The sequence below is a fragment of the Azospirillum baldaniorum genome (genome assembly GCF_003119195.2).
Classification (GTDB): Bacteria; Pseudomonadota; Alphaproteobacteria; order Azospirillales; family Azospirillaceae; genus Azospirillum; species Azospirillum baldaniorum.
Genome location: NZ_CP022253.1, coordinates 1,745,001 through 1,763,192, shown reverse-complemented (window position 1 = coordinate 1,763,192; position 18,192 = coordinate 1,745,001). Strand labels below are relative to the sequence as shown.

The 18,192-nt window shown below is 65.4% G+C and carries 16 protein-coding genes, 2 rRNA genes and 1 pseudogene (1 of these 19 cut by a window edge); 5 read left to right on the top strand and 14 right to left on the bottom strand.

All coding sequences use genetic code 11. The features are described 5' to 3' along the window. Positions 1-343: 343 nt before the first annotated feature. The gene (gene rpoH, locus Sp245p_RS08275) at positions 344-1,234 is read left to right on the top strand and encodes an RNA polymerase sigma factor RpoH (RefSeq protein WP_014240481.1); all 891 of its coding nucleotides are present in this window, start codon (positions 344-346) and stop codon (positions 1,232-1,234) included. A 230-nt stretch (positions 1,235-1,464) separates the two neighbouring features. After that, on the top strand, positions 1,465-2,811 hold the full coding sequence (locus Sp245p_RS08270; protein ID WP_014240482.1) for a globin-coupled sensor protein: 1,347 nt from the start codon (positions 1,465-1,467) through the stop codon (positions 2,809-2,811). 109 nt (positions 2,812-2,920) lie between these two features. On the opposite strand, the gene Sp245p_RS34855 is transcribed toward Sp245p_RS08270, so the two are convergent. Then, a complete protein-coding gene (locus tag Sp245p_RS34855; RefSeq protein WP_014240483.1) occupies positions 2,921-3,091 on the bottom strand; it encodes a hypothetical protein in 171 nt (56 codons plus the stop codon). 321 nt (positions 3,092-3,412) lie between these two features. Between Sp245p_RS34855 and Sp245p_RS08265 the strand changes: the two genes are divergently transcribed. Further along, positions 3,413-3,988 (top strand): GNAT family N-acetyltransferase, encoded by a 576-nt coding sequence (locus Sp245p_RS08265; protein WP_014240484.1) that lies wholly within the window; start codon positions 3,413-3,415, stop codon positions 3,986-3,988. Here Sp245p_RS08265 and Sp245p_RS08260 read toward each other — a convergent pair. Beyond that, a complete protein-coding gene (locus Sp245p_RS08260; RefSeq protein ID WP_041811075.1) occupies positions 3,966-4,436 on the bottom strand; it encodes a hypothetical protein in 471 nt (156 codons plus the stop codon). The two genes, Sp245p_RS08265 and Sp245p_RS08260, sit on opposite strands and share 23 nt — an antisense overlap. Before the next feature lie 223 nt (positions 4,437-4,659). Here Sp245p_RS08260 and Sp245p_RS08255 point away from each other — a divergent pair, with 223 nt between their 5' ends. Beyond that, positions 4,660-5,814, top strand: coding sequence for an alpha/beta fold hydrolase (locus Sp245p_RS08255; protein ID WP_014240486.1), 1,155 nt, complete (start codon positions 4,660-4,662; stop codon positions 5,812-5,814). Between the two features lie 21 nt (positions 5,815-5,835). Here Sp245p_RS08255 and Sp245p_RS08250 read toward each other — a convergent pair whose 3' ends face one another. The 9 genes and pseudogenes from Sp245p_RS08250 to Sp245p_RS08210 all read right to left on the bottom strand — a co-directional run bounded on the left by Sp245p_RS08250 (position 5,836) and on the right by Sp245p_RS08210 (position 13,903). Then, positions 5,836-6,471, bottom strand: a complete 636-nt coding sequence (locus Sp245p_RS08250) for a LysE family translocator (RefSeq protein WP_014240487.1) — start codon at positions 6,469-6,471, stop codon at positions 5,836-5,838. A 74-nt stretch (positions 6,472-6,545) separates the two neighbouring features. Beyond that, complete coding sequence (locus tag Sp245p_RS08245; RefSeq protein ID WP_014240488.1) at positions 6,546-7,226, bottom strand: MORN repeat-containing protein; 681 nt, start codon at positions 7,224-7,226, stop codon at positions 6,546-6,548. Positions 7,227-7,315: 89 nt separating this feature from the next. Beyond that, complete coding sequence (locus Sp245p_RS08240; protein WP_014240489.1) at positions 7,316-7,774, bottom strand: molybdenum cofactor biosynthesis protein MoaE; 459 nt, start codon at positions 7,772-7,774, stop codon at positions 7,316-7,318. A gap of 16 nt (positions 7,775-7,790) precedes the next feature. After that, on the bottom strand, positions 7,791-8,042 hold the full coding sequence (moaD, locus tag Sp245p_RS08235) for a molybdopterin converting factor subunit 1 (protein WP_014240490.1): 252 nt from the start codon (positions 8,040-8,042) through the stop codon (positions 7,791-7,793). Continuing rightward, positions 8,042-9,309, bottom strand: a pseudogene (gene moeA, locus Sp245p_RS08230) (molybdopterin molybdotransferase MoeA). The gene moaD and the pseudogene moeA overlap by 1 nt, the downstream one beginning before the upstream one ends. A 74-nt stretch (positions 9,310-9,383) precedes the next feature. Beyond that, entirely contained in the window at positions 9,384-9,911 is a 528-nt protein-coding gene (gene mobB, locus Sp245p_RS08225; RefSeq protein ID WP_014240492.1) for a molybdopterin-guanine dinucleotide biosynthesis protein B, read from the bottom strand. A 165-nt stretch (positions 9,912-10,076) separates the two neighbouring features. Further along, on the bottom strand, positions 10,077-10,688 hold the full coding sequence (gene pgsA, locus Sp245p_RS08220; protein WP_109071245.1) for a CDP-diacylglycerol--glycerol-3-phosphate 3-phosphatidyltransferase: 612 nt from the start codon (positions 10,686-10,688) through the stop codon (positions 10,077-10,079). Positions 10,689-10,736: 48 nt separating this feature from the next. Beyond that, positions 10,737-12,731 carry an excinuclease ABC subunit UvrC gene (gene uvrC / locus Sp245p_RS08215; protein ID WP_014240494.1) on the bottom strand — a complete coding sequence of 665 codons (1,995 nt, stop codon included), beginning with the start codon at positions 12,729-12,731 and terminating at the stop codon, positions 10,737-10,739. A gap of 401 nt (positions 12,732-13,132) precedes the next feature. Beyond that, positions 13,133-13,903: an SDR family oxidoreductase gene (locus Sp245p_RS08210; protein WP_014240496.1), complete on the bottom strand. Its 771-nt coding sequence runs from the start codon at positions 13,901-13,903 to the stop codon at positions 13,133-13,135. Positions 13,904-13,998: 95 nt separating this feature from the next. Here Sp245p_RS08210 and Sp245p_RS08205 point away from each other — a divergent pair, with 95 nt between their 5' ends. After that, positions 13,999-14,799: a hypothetical protein gene (locus tag Sp245p_RS08205; RefSeq protein ID WP_014240497.1), complete on the top strand. Its 801-nt coding sequence runs from the start codon at positions 13,999-14,001 to the stop codon at positions 14,797-14,799. On the opposite strand, the gene Sp245p_RS08200 is transcribed toward Sp245p_RS08205, so the two are convergent. The 3 genes from Sp245p_RS08200 to Sp245p_RS08190 form a co-directional block, all read right to left on the bottom strand. After that, the gene (locus tag Sp245p_RS08200; protein ID WP_041811076.1) at positions 14,771-15,061 is read right to left on the bottom strand and encodes a YkgJ family cysteine cluster protein; all 291 of its coding nucleotides are present in this window, start codon (positions 15,059-15,061) and stop codon (positions 14,771-14,773) included. The genes Sp245p_RS08205 and Sp245p_RS08200 overlap by 29 nt on opposite strands. Before the next feature lie 244 nt (positions 15,062-15,305). Then, positions 15,306-15,421 (bottom strand): 5S ribosomal RNA (rrf, locus tag Sp245p_RS08195). A gap of 128 nt (positions 15,422-15,549) precedes the next feature. Then, positions 15,550-18,192: ribosomal RNA gene (locus tag Sp245p_RS08190) — 23S ribosomal RNA — on the bottom strand; it runs 105 nt beyond the window's last position.

Sequence of the window (18,192 nt, the reverse complement as noted above, 5' to 3'; positions counted from 1 at the left end):
CATCTCCGGCCGAGTGATGACAAAGCGGAGAGACCGGCATCTGCCTTCATTCCAAACGAAAGCCGTCATATTTTCGCCAATCTCCCAAAAGTTCTCCCGATCTTTTTGGCATTCATAAGGACCGAATAGTCCGGATATACGCCAAAAAATATTGCTGCACCGCCGTTTCAAGGCTTGATCCAACTTGGTGGTGGCGGCACAGTATCAATGTCTGATTGACGTGTTCCTGGATAATTTCGGCAAATCCCCAGAATAAGAATGCCGAAACGATGGGCGTCTGCGAACGGCCATCGAAAAGGTTCCGCGGCAAGAGACGGTGGAGCGTTGGAGAGAGGAGGCCGGTGTGCTCAAGAAACTCCTGACTGGTGAAAACGCCAGCCTGACCCGTTATGTCGAGGAGTCGAAGCGGTTCCCCATCCTGGCCCCCGACGAAGAGCGCGAGCTGGCCGTCGCCTGGCGCGACCGCGGGAACGGCCATGCGCTGGAGCGTCTGGTGGGCAGCCACCTGCGGCTGGTCATCAAGATCGCCCGCGGCTTCGGCGGCTACGGGCTGCCGCTGGTCGACCTCGTCGCCGAAGGCAATGTGGGCCTGATGCAGGCCGCTCAGAAATTCGATCCGGGACGCGGTTTCCGTTTCGCGACCTACGCCACCTGGTGGATCCGCGCGGCCATACAGGAATACATCCTGCACAGCTGGTCCCTGGTGAAGATGGGCACGACCGCCGCGCAGAAGAAGCTGTTCTTCAACCTGCGCCGCCTGAAGAGCCAGATGCAGGAGCTGGAACAGGGCGACCTGTCCCCCTCCACCGTCACCGCCATCGCGACCGAGCTGGATGTGCCGGAGCAGGAGGTGATCGAGATGAACCGCCGGCTGTCGTCCAACGACAGCTCGCTCGACGCCGCCCTGTCCAGTGATGGCGAAACCAATTGGCTGGAGCTTCTGGCCGACGATCGTCCGACCCAGGAAAGCGTGATCGCCGAAGCCGACGAACTGGCGCTGCGCCGCCGGCTGGTTGGACAGGCCCTGGAGCGTCTGGACGACCGTGAACGCCGCATCCTGTTCGAGCGGCGCCTGAAGGAGGACCCGTCCACCCTGGAGTCGTTGAGCCAGCAGTTCTGTGTATCGCGCGAGCGGGTGCGCCAGATCGAGGTCCGGGCCTTTGAAAAACTGCAGAAGGCTGTCCTCAGCGCCGCCCAGGCTCTGCGCCGCGCCCCGGCCCATATGGCAGCCTGATGTAGACGAACAAATATTTTCACGACGGCTTGCAACATACCGGCGGATGCCAAACGGCTCCGCCGGTTTTCTATTTCGTTAAAGCCTGATGATCTGTTGGGCCTGCGACAACTCTGCCGGTTTCCACACCGAACGTAACCCTCCATAGTGCGCGCGCAGGTTAGTTACTTTGCATTAAAAACAAATTGCGCTAATCTGAGGCGGTCCTATTTTCGCGGGGAAGTCGATCCATGTCGCATTCTGCCCAGACACAATCCATCCTCGACCGAATCTCCTTCTTGCGAATCGACGAACCCACGAAGGCCGTCCTTCGGGAATTCCAACCCCACCTCGCTCAACGCATCGATCAGATCCTCGAGGATTTCTACGCCTACCTGCGCTCGGTCCCGCAGGTCGCGGTGCTGCTCGCCAATCCCACGGTGGTCGGCCGGGCACGCGACATGCAGAAGCAGCATTGGCTGAAGAACGTCTTCACCGGCACCTTCGACGATGCCTACATGGTGCAGGTGCTGAAAATCGGGCAGGCTCACCAGCGCATCGGCCTGGAGCCGCGCTGGTACACGGGCGCCTACTGCTTCACGCTGAACAAACTCATCGATCTCGCCTATCAAGTCTACCGCAAGAAACCGGAGAAGCTCGCCCAGCTGATGCAGGCGATCAACAAGGCGGTCTTCCTGGACATGGATCTGGCGACCTCCGTCTATGTCGATCTGAACACCGCTGCGATCATTTCACGCGAGCTGGGAACCACCGCCGACTCCTTCGAACGCGAGGTGAAGAGCGTGGTCCAGGCCGTGGCTTCCGCCGCGCAGCAGCTCCAGGGCACCGCCCAGAACATGACCCGCACCGCCGAGGAGACCAGCGCGCAGTCCACCCAGGTGGCGGCAGCGGCGGAGGAGGCCTCCGTCAACATTCAGACGGTTGCGGCGGCTGCAGAGGAGCTGACCGCCTCCATCGGCGAGATCAGCCATCAGGTGACCCAGTCGGCGGCCATCGCCGGCGAGGCCATGTCGCAGGCGGAGCGCACCAACACCACCGTGCAGGGGTTGGCCGACGCCGCCAGCCGCATCGGCCAGGTGGTGAAGCTGATCCACGACATCGCGAGCCAGACCAACCTCCTCGCGCTGAACGCCACCATCGAGGCGGCCCGCGCCGGTGAGGCCGGCAAAGGCTTTGCGGTTGTGGCGTCGGAGGTGAAGAGTCTCGCCAACCAGACCGCCAAGGCGACGGAGGAGATCAACTCCCAAATCGGCGCGGTTCAGGGTGCGACCCAGGACGCGGTGCTCGCCATCCGCTCGATTTCCACGACCATCGCGCGGATCAACGACATCTCCACCTCCATCGCGTCGGCCATGGAAGAACAGGGCGCCGCCACCACCGAGATCGCCCGCAACGTTCAGCAGGCGTCGATCGGCACCCGCGAGGTCAGCGAAACCATCGTGCGCGTCAATTCCTCGGCGTCGGACACCGGGTCGGAGGCGCGCAGCGTCCTGTCGGCGACGAACGAGCTGTCCATTCAATCGAACAATCTGAGGGCCGAAGTCGACCGTTTCCTGGCGCGGGTCCGGGCTGGCTGATTGTTGCAACGGCCTGTGGCCGGCGGCGCCATCCGATGCCGCCGGCTCACGAACCGACCGTCACGCCTTCATGCAGGCCATTCTCGTGCAGGCCGTCCGGGCGTTGACGTCAGAGAACGGTGCGGAGAATCGTATCGCTGACCTTGATCTTTGCTGCGTTGGCCGCCGAACGGATGTCATCGAGCGAGCGCCAATGGCTGCGGCCACCGATCGTGGTCAAAGCACCATTCTGCATCGCCACATAAAGGCCGGTGCGCCCCAGATTGACAATCTTGATCATTGCGCGGTCCTCCCTGTCTCGTGGTGCTCTCACGTGGCTCGTGAGTCGCGCCCTCATCACCGAACGGCCGTGTCTCCGCTCCAATTCGTTTAGAGACTTATCAAGAATCCACGCAGACGGTCAATCCGGCTGTTCGTCATATCCTTCAGGTTGTACAAACCTTGGTTCTTGGATGACTTTTAGAACAAATTCTCTAAACTTCTTTCTTTCTGGTGCGGTTGGCAGGCTGTCTTTGCCCGGTAAGACTTTCATTGGTCGTGGGGAACGCCGCGCTGCGTCGGTCCGTTCACTCCGTCAGATGCTTCGAAGTCCGGAGGAGGAATGGACGCCGCCACCGCGTCGCAGGATGTGATCAGCCTGCCCGTCACAATTCGCCCGGCCTGCCGGACCGACCTGCCGGATCTCGAATGGTTCGGGCTGCACACGCCCCACCGGGAAATCCTGGCCACGGCTTTCCGGGCTCAGGAGCGTGGAAGCGGTGCTCTTTTGGTGGCGGAGGTCAACGGCTTTCCCGCCGCTCAGATCTGCATCGACTTCCAGCGCAAGCGGCATCTGCGCCGTGCCACGCTGTGGGCGTTGCGGGTGTTCCAACCCTTCCGCAACCGGGGCATCGCCACGCGGCTGATGGCCGCCGCCGAGGGCACCGCGCTCGACCATGGCTATTCGGAAGCGGAACTGGGCGTGGACCGGGACAACGCCGGGGTCCTCGCCTTCTATGAGCGGCTGGGCTACGAGCTGCGGGGCACCGAACGCGGGCGCTATTCCTACCGCACCCCGGCCGGCGAACTGGTCCAGGTGCCCATCGATCAATGGATCATGCGCAAGCCGCTGTTCCGGCAGGCGGCTTGGCAGACCGGGGCCGGCTTCGCGCCGGTCATTCCGCCGCCAGCGCTATGAGCCGGGCCGGACGGCGTCGCGGCAGACGGATGCGCGCGCCGTCCAGGATGTCCGCCAATTCCCTTGCGGAATCGGTGGCCATGGTCAGGGCGACCAGGGGAAGCCAGCGGTCGAACACCTGGGTCGTCACGTCGCCTTCCCCGGCCTGCATGGCGGCCAGAGCGTCCAGCACCGCCATCTCGTCCATCCCGACCCGCGAGCAGGTCGGGCAGCGGAACGCCGGCCGCCCGGCGTTGGTCACGGCAAAAGTGCCCAGCAAGGCGAACAACGGCAGCAGAGCCGACGACGGCACGCCGGCCACGCCGAAGCTGGCCCGCATGGCGGCCATCGCGCCGGCGGTGCCGTGACGGAACCATTGCCGGAAACCGGTCAGAAGCGCGCGTTCCGCCGTCGTCAGATCGGACACCGTCCAGGGGGACAGCCGCCCCTCGCCCACCGAATCGCACATGTTGACCCCTCCCGACTGAAGTGACGGAACCGACCTTAGACGATCCGCCAGTGATTTGCGAGTCATTCGCATTTGCAATCCGTGGACCTTCTGACGCAGGGCACCCCTACCGATCGGGGGCTGTGACAACGCTCCGTGACAAACGCCGGCCCACCCTGCTGGAAAGGTCGGGTTAACCATATTCCTGGACCCTTTCCACGCCCGCAGACAGGAGCGTGGAAGGATGAGGCGGACAGTCGGACAGGCGCTGCTCGGATTGGTGGTGGCGTTGGCAATGCTCGGTACGGCGCAGACGGCGGCGGCCCAGATTCACCTGAACCCGGCCTATGGCGACGGCACCCTGCTCGGTCCGACCATGGCCCGCGGCGCGGTGGTGTGGAGCCACGGCCGGTCCGTGGAGGTGGAGGATTCGAACGCCCCCACGCCGCTCTACATGAAGACCATGAAGGACGCCGGGTGGGACGTGTTCCGTCTGGACCGCATGCGGGTCAGCGACACGCTGCCGAACAGTTCCCGCGCGCTGGCGGGCTACGCCGATCAATTGAAGGACCGTGGCTATCGCAAGGTCGTGCTGACCGGCCAGTCTTTCGGCGCTTTCATCTCGCTGATGGCCGCCGGGCAGAGCGACCGGGTGGACGCCGTCGTCGGCACCGCCCCCGCGGCCTTTGGAAACTTCTCCGACTCCTACGACAGCTTCCGCGACAACGCCGCGCAGCTCTGGCCGATTCTGCGCGGCGTCCACAGCGCGCGGGTGATGCTGTTCTTCTTCCATGGTGACGATTTCGACCCCGGCGGGCGCGGGGAGTCGGCGCGCGGCATCCTGTCCTCGCGCGGACTGGACCACATCGTGGTCGATCAGCCGGCCCTGCTGACCGGCCACGGGGCCGCGACGACCGGCATGTTCGTCCGGCGCTTCGGATCCTGCATCCTGCGCTTCGCGGAAGCGCCGCCGCGCCGGGGCGACCCGTCCTGCGACGAATCCTGGGGCCGCACGCCGAGCGCGGAGCTGATGCGGGCCGCAGCGCCGGAGCCGCGCACCGGCAGCGGCACTTCCTCTCCGGCGGGCACCGGCGCACGCTCCTTCCTTGGCGTCTGGTACGGCGCCTACATCAACGGACGGGAGATCGCGCTGGCGGTGGACCGGGTCGAAGGCGACGCCGTCTACGCCGACTATGTGCTGGGGCCGGGCATGGAGGCCGATCAGCCGATGGAGCGCGCCCAGCGCAAGGGCCGCATCGAGAACGACGAGCTGGTGTTCGACGAGAAGGGGCGCAACGTGCTGCGCTACAGCGTCCGGTCGGACGGGCGCCTGTCCGCCACGTGGCTGGACCGCTCCGGCAAGGGCCGTCTGGAGACGACCCTCCGCCGGATGGACTGAGCAATCATAAACGGTGGACGATCACAGGCGGCGGGCGAGCGCCAGCAGCCCGCCGGCGCCGATCATCAAACCGCCGGTCAGGCGGTTGAGGGTGCGAGCCGCGGACCCGCTGGTCAGCCGGGCGCCGATGCTGTTGCCCCCGGTGGCATAGGCCATGATCCAACCGAACTCGATCACCACCATGATCGCCACCAGCGCCACCAACTGCGGCATCAGCGGGGTCGCCGGATCGATGAACTGCGGGAACAGGGCGGCCATGAAGACCAGAGCCTTCGGGTTGCTGAAGGCGACCAGCAGCCCACGCAGGAACAGGCGATGGGCCGGGGCTTCCTCCGCCGCCGCGGCACCGCTGACGCGCGGCGAGCCGTCCGGAACCGGCGCCCGCCACGCGGCGATGCCGAGCCAGGTCAGATAGGCCACGCCCGCCCACTTCACCGCCTGGAAGGCCGGCTCCGACGCCGCCAGCAGGGCGCCGAGGCCGAGCACCGAGAGGGTGGCCATCGTCGTCAGCGCCACGCACATGCCGAGCCCGCCCCAGGCCGCGCGGCGGACGCCGTAGCGCAGGCCGAGGCTCATCGCCAGCAGCATGTTGGGGCCGGGAGTCATCGACAGCACGAAGGCCGTCGCGAAGAAGAATCCGAGGGTCTGCCAGTTCATCGCCGTCATCCGAAGGGGGCCACGATGTCACCACGGGGCGGCGCGTCTGGCAAACGCCGCCTGTGCAAAGCTGGTCAACGCCGATCCCGACCGGGCCGGTCCCGATTGGGCTGCCCCGGATCGCGGCCAGCCGGATCGCGGTAGTCCCACGGCGGTGTGCGCAGCCACTCCTCCAGGCTGCCCGGCGCCGCCTTGCCCCGCGGTTCCGGCCGCTCGGCCGACTGGATGGGCTCGGCAGGCTTCGAGCCGAGAAGCGCGCCGGGCCACACCCGCCCGTCCCGGTCGACCCGCGCACGGTAGCGCAACCCCATGGAGGCGATGAACTCCCCCTGCCCGGTCGGACGCCCGAACGCGAATCCGCCGACGTAGCGGTGACCGTCCGGCAGTGTCAGCGTTCCCGGGCCGGTGGCGAGGCCATGCCGGAAACGGCCCTGGAAGATCGTCCCATCTTCACGCCCACTGCGTCCCGGGCCCTCGGCCCAGCCATCGACGAAGACCGCCTCGATCCAGTCCGCCGGTTCCGCGCCATTGAACGTTTCAAGAACGCCGGCTCCATGGGCGAAACCGTTGCGGCAGGCGCCGGTCCAGCGGACGGACTTTCCCCGACTGGGATCAGGATCGCGGACGCGGCAGCCGCTGACCGGATCGGTCAGAACCCGCTCCGCCGTTTGCCGCTCCTTCCCTTGAACCGGGCACGACAGGAAAACGCCCAACGACAGGGCCACCAGTCCGGTGAGCAGGAACCGGGTTCGCATGATCGGACGCTCCGCATGCACGCACAGCCTTGCGCGGGAGCGGATGCAATCACCGTGAGGAGGGCGCCGTCTGTGCGCTGCCTCTCACTTCACGCCGGTTTCGTCCAGCGGGCCGCCGCCGTGTCGTCGGATTCCTTGGCCTCCACCCAGCGCTCGCCCTCCGGGGTGGCCTCCATCTTCCAGAAGGGCGCCTTGGTCTTCAGCCAGTCGATCAGAAAGTGGCAGCTTTCAAAGGCCGCCTCGCGGTGGGCGCTGGCGGTGGCGACCAGCACGATCCGGTCGCCCGGTTCCAGCCGCCCGTAACGGTGGATGATCAGCGCGTCGTCCAGCGGCCAACGCGCCCGCGCTTCCGCCTCGATCGCCTCCAACTGCCGCTCGGTCATGCCGGGATAATGCTCCAGCGTCATGGCGCTGACGGACTCGCCGCCGGCCATGTCGCGCACCAGCCCGACGAACAGGGTCACCCCGCCGATGCCGGTCTTGCCGCCGGTCATCGCGGCCAGCTCCGCCCCGACGTCGAAATCCTCGCTCTGCACCTTCACCGTCACGGCAAAGTTTCCTTCCTCAACCGCCGGTCACCGGCGGGAACAGGGCCACCTCGTCGCCGGGGCCGACCGGGTGGTCATAGGGCACATGCTCCTGGTTCACCGCGACCTTGACCACCGTGCTGTTGGCGAGCGCGTCGGCGTGCTTCGGGCTGCGGGTCTTCAGCCACTCCACCAGGGCGCCGACGTCCCGGACCTCCGCCGGCAAGTCCACCGTCTCGGTCGCCACGCCGATCTTGGTGCGCAGCCAGGCGAAATAGAGGATCTTCATCACCGAACCTCACTGAAAGGCAGGAAATCCACGATCATCCCCGGCTCGACGCGGGTGATCTCTTCCGGCAGTTCGACGAGCCCGTCGGACTCGACCATCGACGACAGGATGCCCGCCCCGTCGCGCGGGTGCTTAACCGCGGTCAAAACCCCGTCGGCGGCGCGGGCGAGCGTGGCCCGCACATACTCGCGCCGCCCCGCCTTCTTCTTGTAGGTAAAGCCCGCGCGCAGCGGGAACAAGGCGGGCGCCTCGTCGGCCGCCCCCATCAGCCGGAGCAGGATCGGGCGGGCAATGCGCAGGAAGGTGACCATGACCGCCACCGGGTTGCCCGGCAGGCCGACGAAGACGGCCGCCCCCTTGGTTGCGCCCTTGACCGTCCCCAGAGCCACCGGACGCCCCGGCTTGATCGCCAGCCGCCAGAAATGCAGGCCGCCCAGAGCCTCCACCGCCGCCTTGACGTGGTCCTCCTCCCCGGTGGACATGCCGCCGGAGGTGATGAGGACGTCGTGCGTCCCCGCCGCGGCCTCCAACGCGCCGCGAACGGCGTCGAGCCGGTCGGGCAGGATGCCGAGGTCGGTCACGCCGCAGCCGAGCTGGCACAGCGCGGCGATCAGGGCAAAGCGGTTGGCGTCGTAGATGCAGCCCGGCTCCAGCGGCACGCCCGGCTCCCGCACCTCGTCCCCGGTGGAGAAGACGGCGACGCGCAGAGCGGTGCGCACCGTCACCTCCCGCCGCCCCAGCGAGGCGAGCAGGCCGATATCCTCCGCCCGCAGCCGGCGTCCGGCGGTCAGAACGGTGCTGCCCTGCGCCATGTCCTCCCCGGCGCGGCGGCGGTTGGCGCCGCGGCGGATGCCGGGGGAATGACGACGGTGCCCTCCCCGGCCTTGCAGTCCTCCTGCATCAGCACCGTGTCGAAGCCCTCGGGCATCGGGGCGCCGGTGAAGATGCGCACCGCCTCGCCGCGCCGTCCCGGACGGTCCAGCGCATGGCCGGCGGCGACGCGCGCCGTGACCGGCAGCAGTGTGGCCGCGTCGGGCGTCAGGTCGTCGAAGAAGACGGCGTAGCCGTCCACCGCCGAATTGTCGTGGGGCGGCACGTTGAACGGAGCGACGACGTCCTCGGCCAGCACATGGCCCAGCGCGTCGGCAAGACCGATCCGATGGGTCTCCGTGACGGGATGGAGGCGGCCGGAGAGAAGCTCCAGCGCCCGGTCCACCGCCATCATCTCCCCGCCGAAGGCGAAGCAATCGTCGCTAAGCTGAGCCATCGCTCCACTCCACCCCGCACACCGCCGTCCGACAACCTTATGCCGGACCACCCTGCTTCAGGCCATCCGCCGTCTCAGACAGCCTGCCCCGTTGCCCTGCACCGGTCGAGCGCGCAACGCTCAATGATGAAGGACGCGATGGCCTCCTCGTCGTTCAGGTCGAAGACGGGCACCCCGGCGTCCGGCACCGGCCCGTCGCTGGCGATCGCGACGATGCTCGGATCGTCGCGCGCGATCAGCGACTTGCCCACCGAGGCGCGCCACACCTCGATCTTCTCGTGCGGCTCGCGCTTGAAGCCTTCGATCAGCAGCAGGTCGACCGGCGACAACTTCGGCAGCAGTTCCGCCAGGGACAGTTCCGGCTCGTCGTTGCGGATCTCGTGCATCAGCGCCCAGCGGCGGGGCGAGCTGACCAGGACCTCGGTGGCGCCGGCCTCGCGATGGTTGTGGCTGTCCTTGCCGGGGTGATCGATGTCGAAGCCCTTGTGCGCGTGCTTCATGGTCGAAACGGTCAGGCCACGCCGGATCAGCGCCGGGATCAGGCGAACGATCAGCGTCGTCTTGCCGCTGCCGCTCCACCCCGTCAGGCCGAACATCTTCATGGAAGCCCCTATCCTCCGCCTTGCCGCCCATCGCTGTGCGGGCGTTCCCCGGTCACATAGCAGAAACACACGGGCATGCGAACGGACAAACCGGATTTGTGGTCCGCTCTGCCGCCAGCCGGAAAGCCGTTTGCGATAAAAAGCGACTCGGCCCCGAAACGCGGCTCAGCCCGGCGTGCGGGCCGGATTGCCCGGGGCGCCCTTCCGGGGCTTGGCCGGCTGGTGGGCCATCATGTGCTTCAGCCCGGCGCGCATGTAATCCCAGCCGGTGACGAAGGTGAGGATCGCCGCCACCCACAGGCCCAGCGTGCCGATCAGCGTGACCGGGATGTGGACCGGACCGTAATCGCCGACGATCAGGAAGCCGATCGCCACCATCTGGATCGTCGTCTTCCACTTGGCCATCCAGGTGACCGGCACCCCGACGTTCAGCCCGGCCAGATACTCCCGCAGGCCGGACACCAGGACCTCGCGCAGCAGGATGACCACGGCGGCCAGCACCGACAGCCCGGACAGCCGGGCGAAGGCGACCAGCATGATCAGCGTCGCGGCGACCAGCAGCTTGTCCGCGATGGGGTCGAGGAACTTGCCGATGACGCTTTCCTGCTCCCAGGCGCGGGCCAGATAGCCGTCGAACCAGTCGGTGATGCAGGCCGCGGCGAACAGGGCGCAGGCCGTGTAGGCGGCCCACGCCTCCGGCACGTAGAACAACCCGACCACGACGGGGATCACCGCGATGCGCGACAGGGTGAGCAGGTTCGGCAGGCTGGTCAGCATCGGTCGCAACTCTGGAATCGGGGGAAACGCGCGGCGGGCGGCGTCATTCTAACCGTCTGAATGGAAATGATCGTATATCTTTTTCGCCACCGTCTTGCTGATCCCTTCGACCGACTCCAAATCCGCCAGTCCGGCGCGGGAGACGGCGACGGCGCTCCCGAAATGGTGAAGCAGGGCCTTCTTCCGGCCGGGTCCAATCCCGGGAATCTCATCGATCATCGATTTCCCCAATGCCTTGGTGCGCTTCGCCCGATGGGTGCCGATGGCGAAGCGGTGCGCCTCGTCCCGCAGCCGTTGCAGGAAATAGAGCACGGGATCGCGCATTTCCAACTGGAACGGCGCGCGGTCCGGCATGAAGAAGCGCTCCCGCCCGGCGTCGCGGTCCGGCCCCTTGGCGATGCCGACCAGCGTCACGTCGTCGATCCCCAGATCGGCCAGCACGCCCAGCGCCATGTTGAGCTGCCCGATGCCGCCGTCGATCAGCACCAGATCGGGCCAGGTGCCCTGCGTCCGTTCCGGGTCCTCCTTGATCGCCCGGCCGAAGCGGCGGGCCATGACCTCGCGCATCATCGCGAAGTCGTCGCCGGCGGCGCCCTCGGTCTTGATGTTGAACTTGCGGTAGGCGTTCTTGATGAAGCCCTCCGGCCCGGCGACGATCATGGCGCCGATGGCGTGGGCGCCCTGGACGTGGGAGTTGTCGTAGACCTCGATGCGCTGCGGCGGGCCGTCCAGCCCGAAGACCGTCGCCACCCCGTCGAGCAGCCGCGCCTGCGACGAACTTTCGGCCAACCGCCGCCCATGGGCCTCCCGCGCGTTGGTCAGGGCGTGCTCGACGATGCGCCGCTTGTCGCCCCGCTTGGGCGCGGCCAGTTCCACCCGGTGGCCGGCGCGCAGCGCCAGGGCCTCGGTCAGCAGTTCCTGCTCCGGCAGGTCGTGGTTGACCAGGACGAGGCCGGGGGCCGCCTTGTTCTCGTAGAACTGCGCGATGAAGGCGGCCAGCACCTCCGGAGTCTCGGCACTCTTGTCGTGGCTGGGGAAATAGGCGCGGTTGCCGTAGTTGCGCCCGCCGCGGAAGAAGAACACCTGCACGCAGGTCATTCCGCCCTCCGCGTAGGCGGCGATCACGTCGGCGTCCTCGACCACCCCTTCGACGTTGATGTCCTGGTGCGCCTGCACCGCGGTCAGCGCGCGGATACGGTCGCGGTAGCGGGCGGCGGTCTCGTAGTCGAGATTCTCCGCCGCCTCGGTCATCTTGGCGACGAACTCCGTTTGGATGTCCCGGCTTTTGCCGGACAGGAAGGCGCGCGCCTGATCGACCTGCGCCTGGTACTCCGCCGGGCTGACCCGCTCCACGCAGGGCGCGGTGCAGCGCTTGATCTGGTATTGCAGGCAGGGCCGGGTGCGCGCGGCGAAGACCGTGTCGGCGCAGTTGCGCAGCAGGAAGGCGCGCTGGAGCGCGGTGATCGTCCGGTTGACCGCCCCCGCCGAGGCGAAGGGACCGAAATAGTCGGCATCGCGCGAGCGGGCGCCCCGGTGCTTGGTCAGCTGCGGATAATCATGGTCCTTGGTGATCATGATGTGCGGGAAGGTCTTGTCGTCCCGCAGCAGCACGTTGTAGCGCGGCATCAGCCGCTTGATCAGGTTCGATTCGAGGAGCAGCGCCTCGACCTCGGTGTGGGTCGTGACGAACTCCATGGTCTCCGTCTCCGACACCATGCGCTGCAGCCGCACGGGCAGGCGGTTGACCTGGGTGTAATTGAACACCCGCCGCTTCAGGTTCTTGGCCTTGCCGACATAGAGCACGGCCCCGTCGCCCGCCAGCATGCGGTAGACCCCGGGCGTCTGCGGCAGGGTCTTCAGATGATCACGGATCACCTCGGCCCCCCGGGCGAGATCGGCGGGACGCCGGCGTGGTCGCGACGTGGCGGCCGCGGCGCCTTGGGCATCCGCGCCGTCGGCATCCACGCCTGGAGCGTCGGCGGCCATATCGTCGTCCGTGTCCGGAAGGATGAGGTCCGTGGGGGTGTCTGCGGTGTCGGCCATGTCTCGAATGTCGTCGGGTCCTGGGGATGGGTCAACCACCCCCTGTCCTGAATGGTTAAGACGAACGACTCACCCCATCGGTGGTCGCTCATCGGGATATCCACGACTCCTGTGGATAAGTGTGTCGATAACCCACGAGTTACCCCAATGGAACCAAGGCGGCCCAAGGGGTTTCAAAGATATGCCCAAAAATTAGGCATTTCTTGTAACTCATTGTTTTTATTAAAGACGCCTCGAGTCAAGTCGGCACTTTGGCGCTGTGCCGCTAAATTTCCGGATCGCGCAAACAGCCCCTTGCGCCGATGGGGCCGGATGTGTACAACGCGCGGTCCTCTTGCCGGGGTGCCCGCGCGTCCATGGGATTGGTCGCTGAACAGCCAGAAGGGCCCTGGCCGAACCGCCTATTCCGTTGGCACGAATCCCAAGGACGGCTGCGCCCATCCCAAATGCTCGCCACCGTCGAGCGCGACCATTTGCCCGGTGACCGACGGCGCATCGATCAGGAAGCGCAAAGCTGCGCAGATCTCCTCGGGGGAAGGGCCACGCTTGAGCGGGGTCGCGTCACGCTGCGCAGCGAACTCTTCCTCCGTCTGCCGAACGTTCTTCAACGTCGGCCCCGGTCCGATCGCGTTGACACGAATGAGCGGGGCGAGCGCCATGGCCAGGGTCTGCGTCAGCGTCCACAACCCGGCCTTCGACAGGGTGTAGGAGATGAAATGCGGGGTGAGGTTCCACACCCGCTGATCGATCACGTTGACGATCAGCCCCTCGTAATCCTTCGGCACCTGCGCCGCGAACCTCTGGCTCAGCACAAAGGGAGCACGAAGATTCGCCTCCATATGCCGGTCCCAGGACTCCCGGGTCACGTCCTGCACCTCATCCCGTTCGAAACGGGAAGCGTTGTTGACCAGAAGCGACAGTGGACCCAGCCGTTCAACCGCCTCGGGCACCAGCGCCTGAACATCCAGTTCGCGCTCCAGATCGGCCTGAAGCGCGACGGCGACGCCGCCCTGCCCGACGATCTGCGTCACCACCGCGTCGGCCTCGCTGCGGGAATGCCCGAAATGCACGCCCACGCGCCAGCCACGCGCCGCGAGATCGAGCGCGATGGCGCGTCCGATCCGCTTTCCCGCCCCGGTGACCAGGGCCGATTTCCTCTTGATCTCCACCATGCCGCCATAGGTACCCTGCCGCCCGTTCCGGTCAAGGGGGTTCCCTTCGGGTCAAGGACCGGAGCGATGAAAGACACGCGGAGCGGGACGCGGCCATGCTGAGGGAAGCCTTCGAGTATCTGACCACGCCCTGCCCGCCCTTGGCCCGGCGCTACGGCTATCTGGCGGAAGCGGTGGCCCTCGGCGCGCGCCACCGGCGCCAGCGGCGGGCCTGGGCTCCCCACGTCGATGCCTGCCGCCGCTTCGTCCAGGAGGCCGCCGAGCGGTCGCCGCCGGGCGGCCGCGCGCTGGTGGCGGGGTCCGGCTTGCTGATCGAGGTTCCGCTGCCGCTGCTGGCCGAACGATTCGGAGAGGTGGTGCTGGTCGACATGGTTCACACCCACAGCGCTCGTCTGCAGGCGCGACGCCATGCCAACGTCCGCCTGCTCACCCTCGACGTTACCGGAGCGTTGGGGCCGCTGGATACCGCTCTCTCCGATGGCTCACAACTTCCCCCGCCGTCGCCACCCGACCTGCCGGGGGAGCGATTCGCCTTCGCCCTGTCCTGCAATCTCCTGTCGCAACTCCCGCTTCTGCCCTTGGACGCCATCGACCGCAAGGCACCGGACACGCCGGAGGCCGAGCGGGAACGCTTCGCCCGATCCCTGGCGCACAGCCATCGTTCCTGGCTTGCCAGCGTCGCCGAACAGGCTACGCTTTTCACTGATACGGAAAGTCTCTGGATGGAGGACGGCGTGATTCAGGAGCGCGAGGACTCGCTTTGGGGGTTCGATCTTCCTCACCCCGACCGCATCTGGGACTGGGACATCGCTCCGGCTCCGGAGGAGGACCACCGGCGCAGCCTGCGTCACCGGGTCGGCGCTTGGCTCAATCTCGCAATCCCAACTGGGACCTGACGGTGTGGCAGGCGTCGCTCCCCGCCGTGAATTCACGGCACACCAGGGGACGATGCTCATAGACGCTGCAAAAGACGGACTCGCCGAGGGTCCCCATCAGCGCCGCACAGCGATTGCCGTTGCACCGCATGCGTCCGTCCTCCTTCAGGTGCTCCATGATGCCGTCGCCATCCCAATCGCCGATGAAGGTTGGCCACTCCCAGGAATAGGCGCAACAGGCCCCGCAGCTTTCGCAATCCGGTACGCCATCCTCGCTCAGCATAGCATTTTCCCATTCTTCCCCGCCCACCTTCCCCACTTCCCGTCCTATTGTCCCCTCCCCCGGCGGTGGCGGGGGAGGGTTAGGGAGGGGGCCCGCGTCGACATCTTTGGCACAACAGGAACAACGAAAAACCGGCGCTTCCCCCAGGGGAAAGCGCCGGCTTGGTCGTTCATGAAGCCGATTGTCAAGTGTGTGTGGAACCTTCTGCGTCCACGTCCGTGTTGGTTTGGCGTGTGCCGTGGTGACCTGGCGGCGACCTACTCTCCCACGTCTTAAGACGCAGTACCATCGGCGCTGAGGCGTTTCACGGCCGAGTTCGGAATGGGATCGGGTGTTGGGAGCCTCGCCATGACCACCAGGTCACCAAGGCACACGCGAACCATCCGGACGGGACGGCAGAGGTTTCGTTAAGCGAGGACGTTTTGCATTCTTGCGGTGTTGGCTCGTGCGCCCAGGGCTTGCCGCTGCGCGCGGGCATCCTGCTGGGAAGGATCAAGCCGATCGAGCGATTAGTAAGGCTCAGCTTCAGGCGTTGCCGCCCGTCCACATGCCTCCTATCGACGTGATGGTCTGTCACGGCTCTCAAGGGAGTTCTGGTTTAGAGGTGGGTTTCCCGCTTAGATGCTTTCAGCGGTTATCCCGTCCATACTTAGCTACCCGGCCATGCCACTGGCGTGACAACCGGTGCACCAGAGGTATGTCCATCCCGGTCCTCTCGTACTAGGGACAGATCCTCGCAAAACTCCGACACCCACGGCAGATAGGGACCGAACTGTCTCACGACGTTCTAAACCCAGCTCACGTACCACTTTAATCGGCGAACAGCCGAACCCTTGGGACCTGCTCCAGCCCCAGGATGTGATGAGCCGACATCGAGGTGCCAAACGACTCCGTCGATATGGACTCTTGGGAGTCATCAGCCTGTTATCCCCGGCGTACCTTTTATCCGTTGAGCGATGGCCCGTCCACATGGAACCACCGGATCACTATGGCCGACTTTCGTCTCTGCTCGACTTGTCTGTCTTGCAGTCAGGCGGGCTTATGCCATTGCACTCGTCGAGCGATTTCCGACCGCTCTGAGCCCACCATCGCGCGCCTCCGTTACACTTTGGGAGGCGACCGCCCCAGTCAAACTACCCGCCATGCAGGGTCCCGGCTCCGGATGAACGGAGCGCGGTTAGATGCCAGAGACCTCAAGGGTGGTATTTCAAGGATGGCTCCACCCGAGCTGGCGCCCGGGCTTCCTAGCCTCCCACCTATCCTACACATGAGATCCCTAGCACCACTGCAAAGCTGTAGTAAAGGTGCACGGGGTCTTTCCGTCTGACCGCGGGTACTCCGCATCTTCACGGAGAGTTCAATTTCGCTGAGTTGGTGTTGGAGACAGCGGGGAAGTCGTTACGCCATTCGTGCAGGTCGGAACTTACCCGACAAGGAATTTCGCTACCTTAGGACCGTTATAGTTACGGCCGCCGTTTACCGGGGCTTCAATTCGGAGCGTGAACCCCTCCTCTTAACCTTCCGGCACCGGGCAGGCGTCAGACCCTATACGTCGCCTTGTACGGCTTCGCAGAGCCCTGTGTTTTTAGTAAACAGTCGCCACCCCCTGGTCTGTGCCCCCCGCCATGGCTTGCGCCACAACGGGGCCCTCTTCTTCCGAAGTTACGAGGGCAATTTGCCGAGTTCCTTCAACACCATTCTCTCAAGCGCCTGGGTATACTCTACCAGTCCACCTGTGTCGGTTTGGGGTACGGTCTGATGCGGGGGCTGTTTCCTGGAACGGGTCCCCAGCCGGGCCAATCCGATAAGGCCCGACACGCTTTCCCATTCGTCACACACCCGCTGGCCCACGAATATTAACGTGGTTCCCATCGACTACGCCTTTCGGCCTCGCCTTAGGGGCCGGCTCACCCTGCGTGGATTAACCTTGCGCAGGAACCCTTGGACTTTCGGCGACAGTGTTTCTCACACTGTTTGTCGCTACTCATGTCAGCATTCTCACTTCCGATACCTCCAGGCACCCTCGCGGGGACCCTTCGCAGGCTTACGGAACGCTCCGCTACCACGTGATCTAAAGATCACATCCGCAGCTTCGGTACACGGCTTGAGCCCCGATACATTTTCGGCGCAGGCCGGCTTAACTAGACCAGTGAGCTATTACGCTTTCTTTAAAGGATGGCTGCTTCTAAGCCAACCTCCTGGTTGTCATGGCCTTCCCACATCCTTTCCCACTTAGCCGTGATTTGGGGACCTTAGCTGGCGGTCTGGGCTGTTTCCCTCTCGACGATGGACCTTAGCACCCACCGTCTGTCTGCCGGGCTGTGCTCCACGGTATTCGGAGTTTGGTTAGGTTTGGTAAGCCGCGAGGCCCCCTAGCCCATCCAGTGCTCTACCCCCGTGGGCAATCGCCCGACGCGCTACCTAAATAGCTTTCGCGGAGAACCAGCTATTTCCCGGTTTGATTGGCCTTTCACCCCTAGCCACAGGTCATCTCCGACTTTTTCAACAGGCGTGAGTTCGGTCCTCCAGTGCGTGTTACCGCACCTTCAACCTGCCCATGGCTAGATCACCGGGTTTCGGGTCTACAGCAAGCAACTCAAGCGCCCTGTTCAGACTCGCTTTCGCTGCGCCTCCGGCTATCGCCTTAAGCTCGCTGCTTACTGTAAGTCGCTGACCCATTATACAAAAGGTACGCCGTCACGGCGCAAGGCCGCTCCGACTGCTTGTAGGCATCCGGTTTCAGGAACTGTTTCACTCCCCTCGTCGGGGTGCTTTTCACCTTTCCCTCACGGTACTGGTGCACTATCGGTCACTGAGGAGTACTTAGGCTTGGAGGGTGGTCCCCCCATGTTCGGACAGGGTTTCACGTGCCCCGCCCTACTCGAGGATTGAACCTGGTTTACCCGTACGGGACTATCACCCGCTCTGGTGCGCCTTTCCAGACGCTTCCGGTTATGTCGGTCCAACCACTGGCCTGGTCCGCGTTCGCTCGCCACTACTAGCGGAGTCTCGGTTGATGTCCTTTCCTCCGGCTACTTAGATGTTTCAGTTCGCCGGGTTCGCCTCCCATGCCTATGAATTCAGCATGGGATACCGCTTGCGCGGTGGGTTGCCCCATTCGGAAATCCACG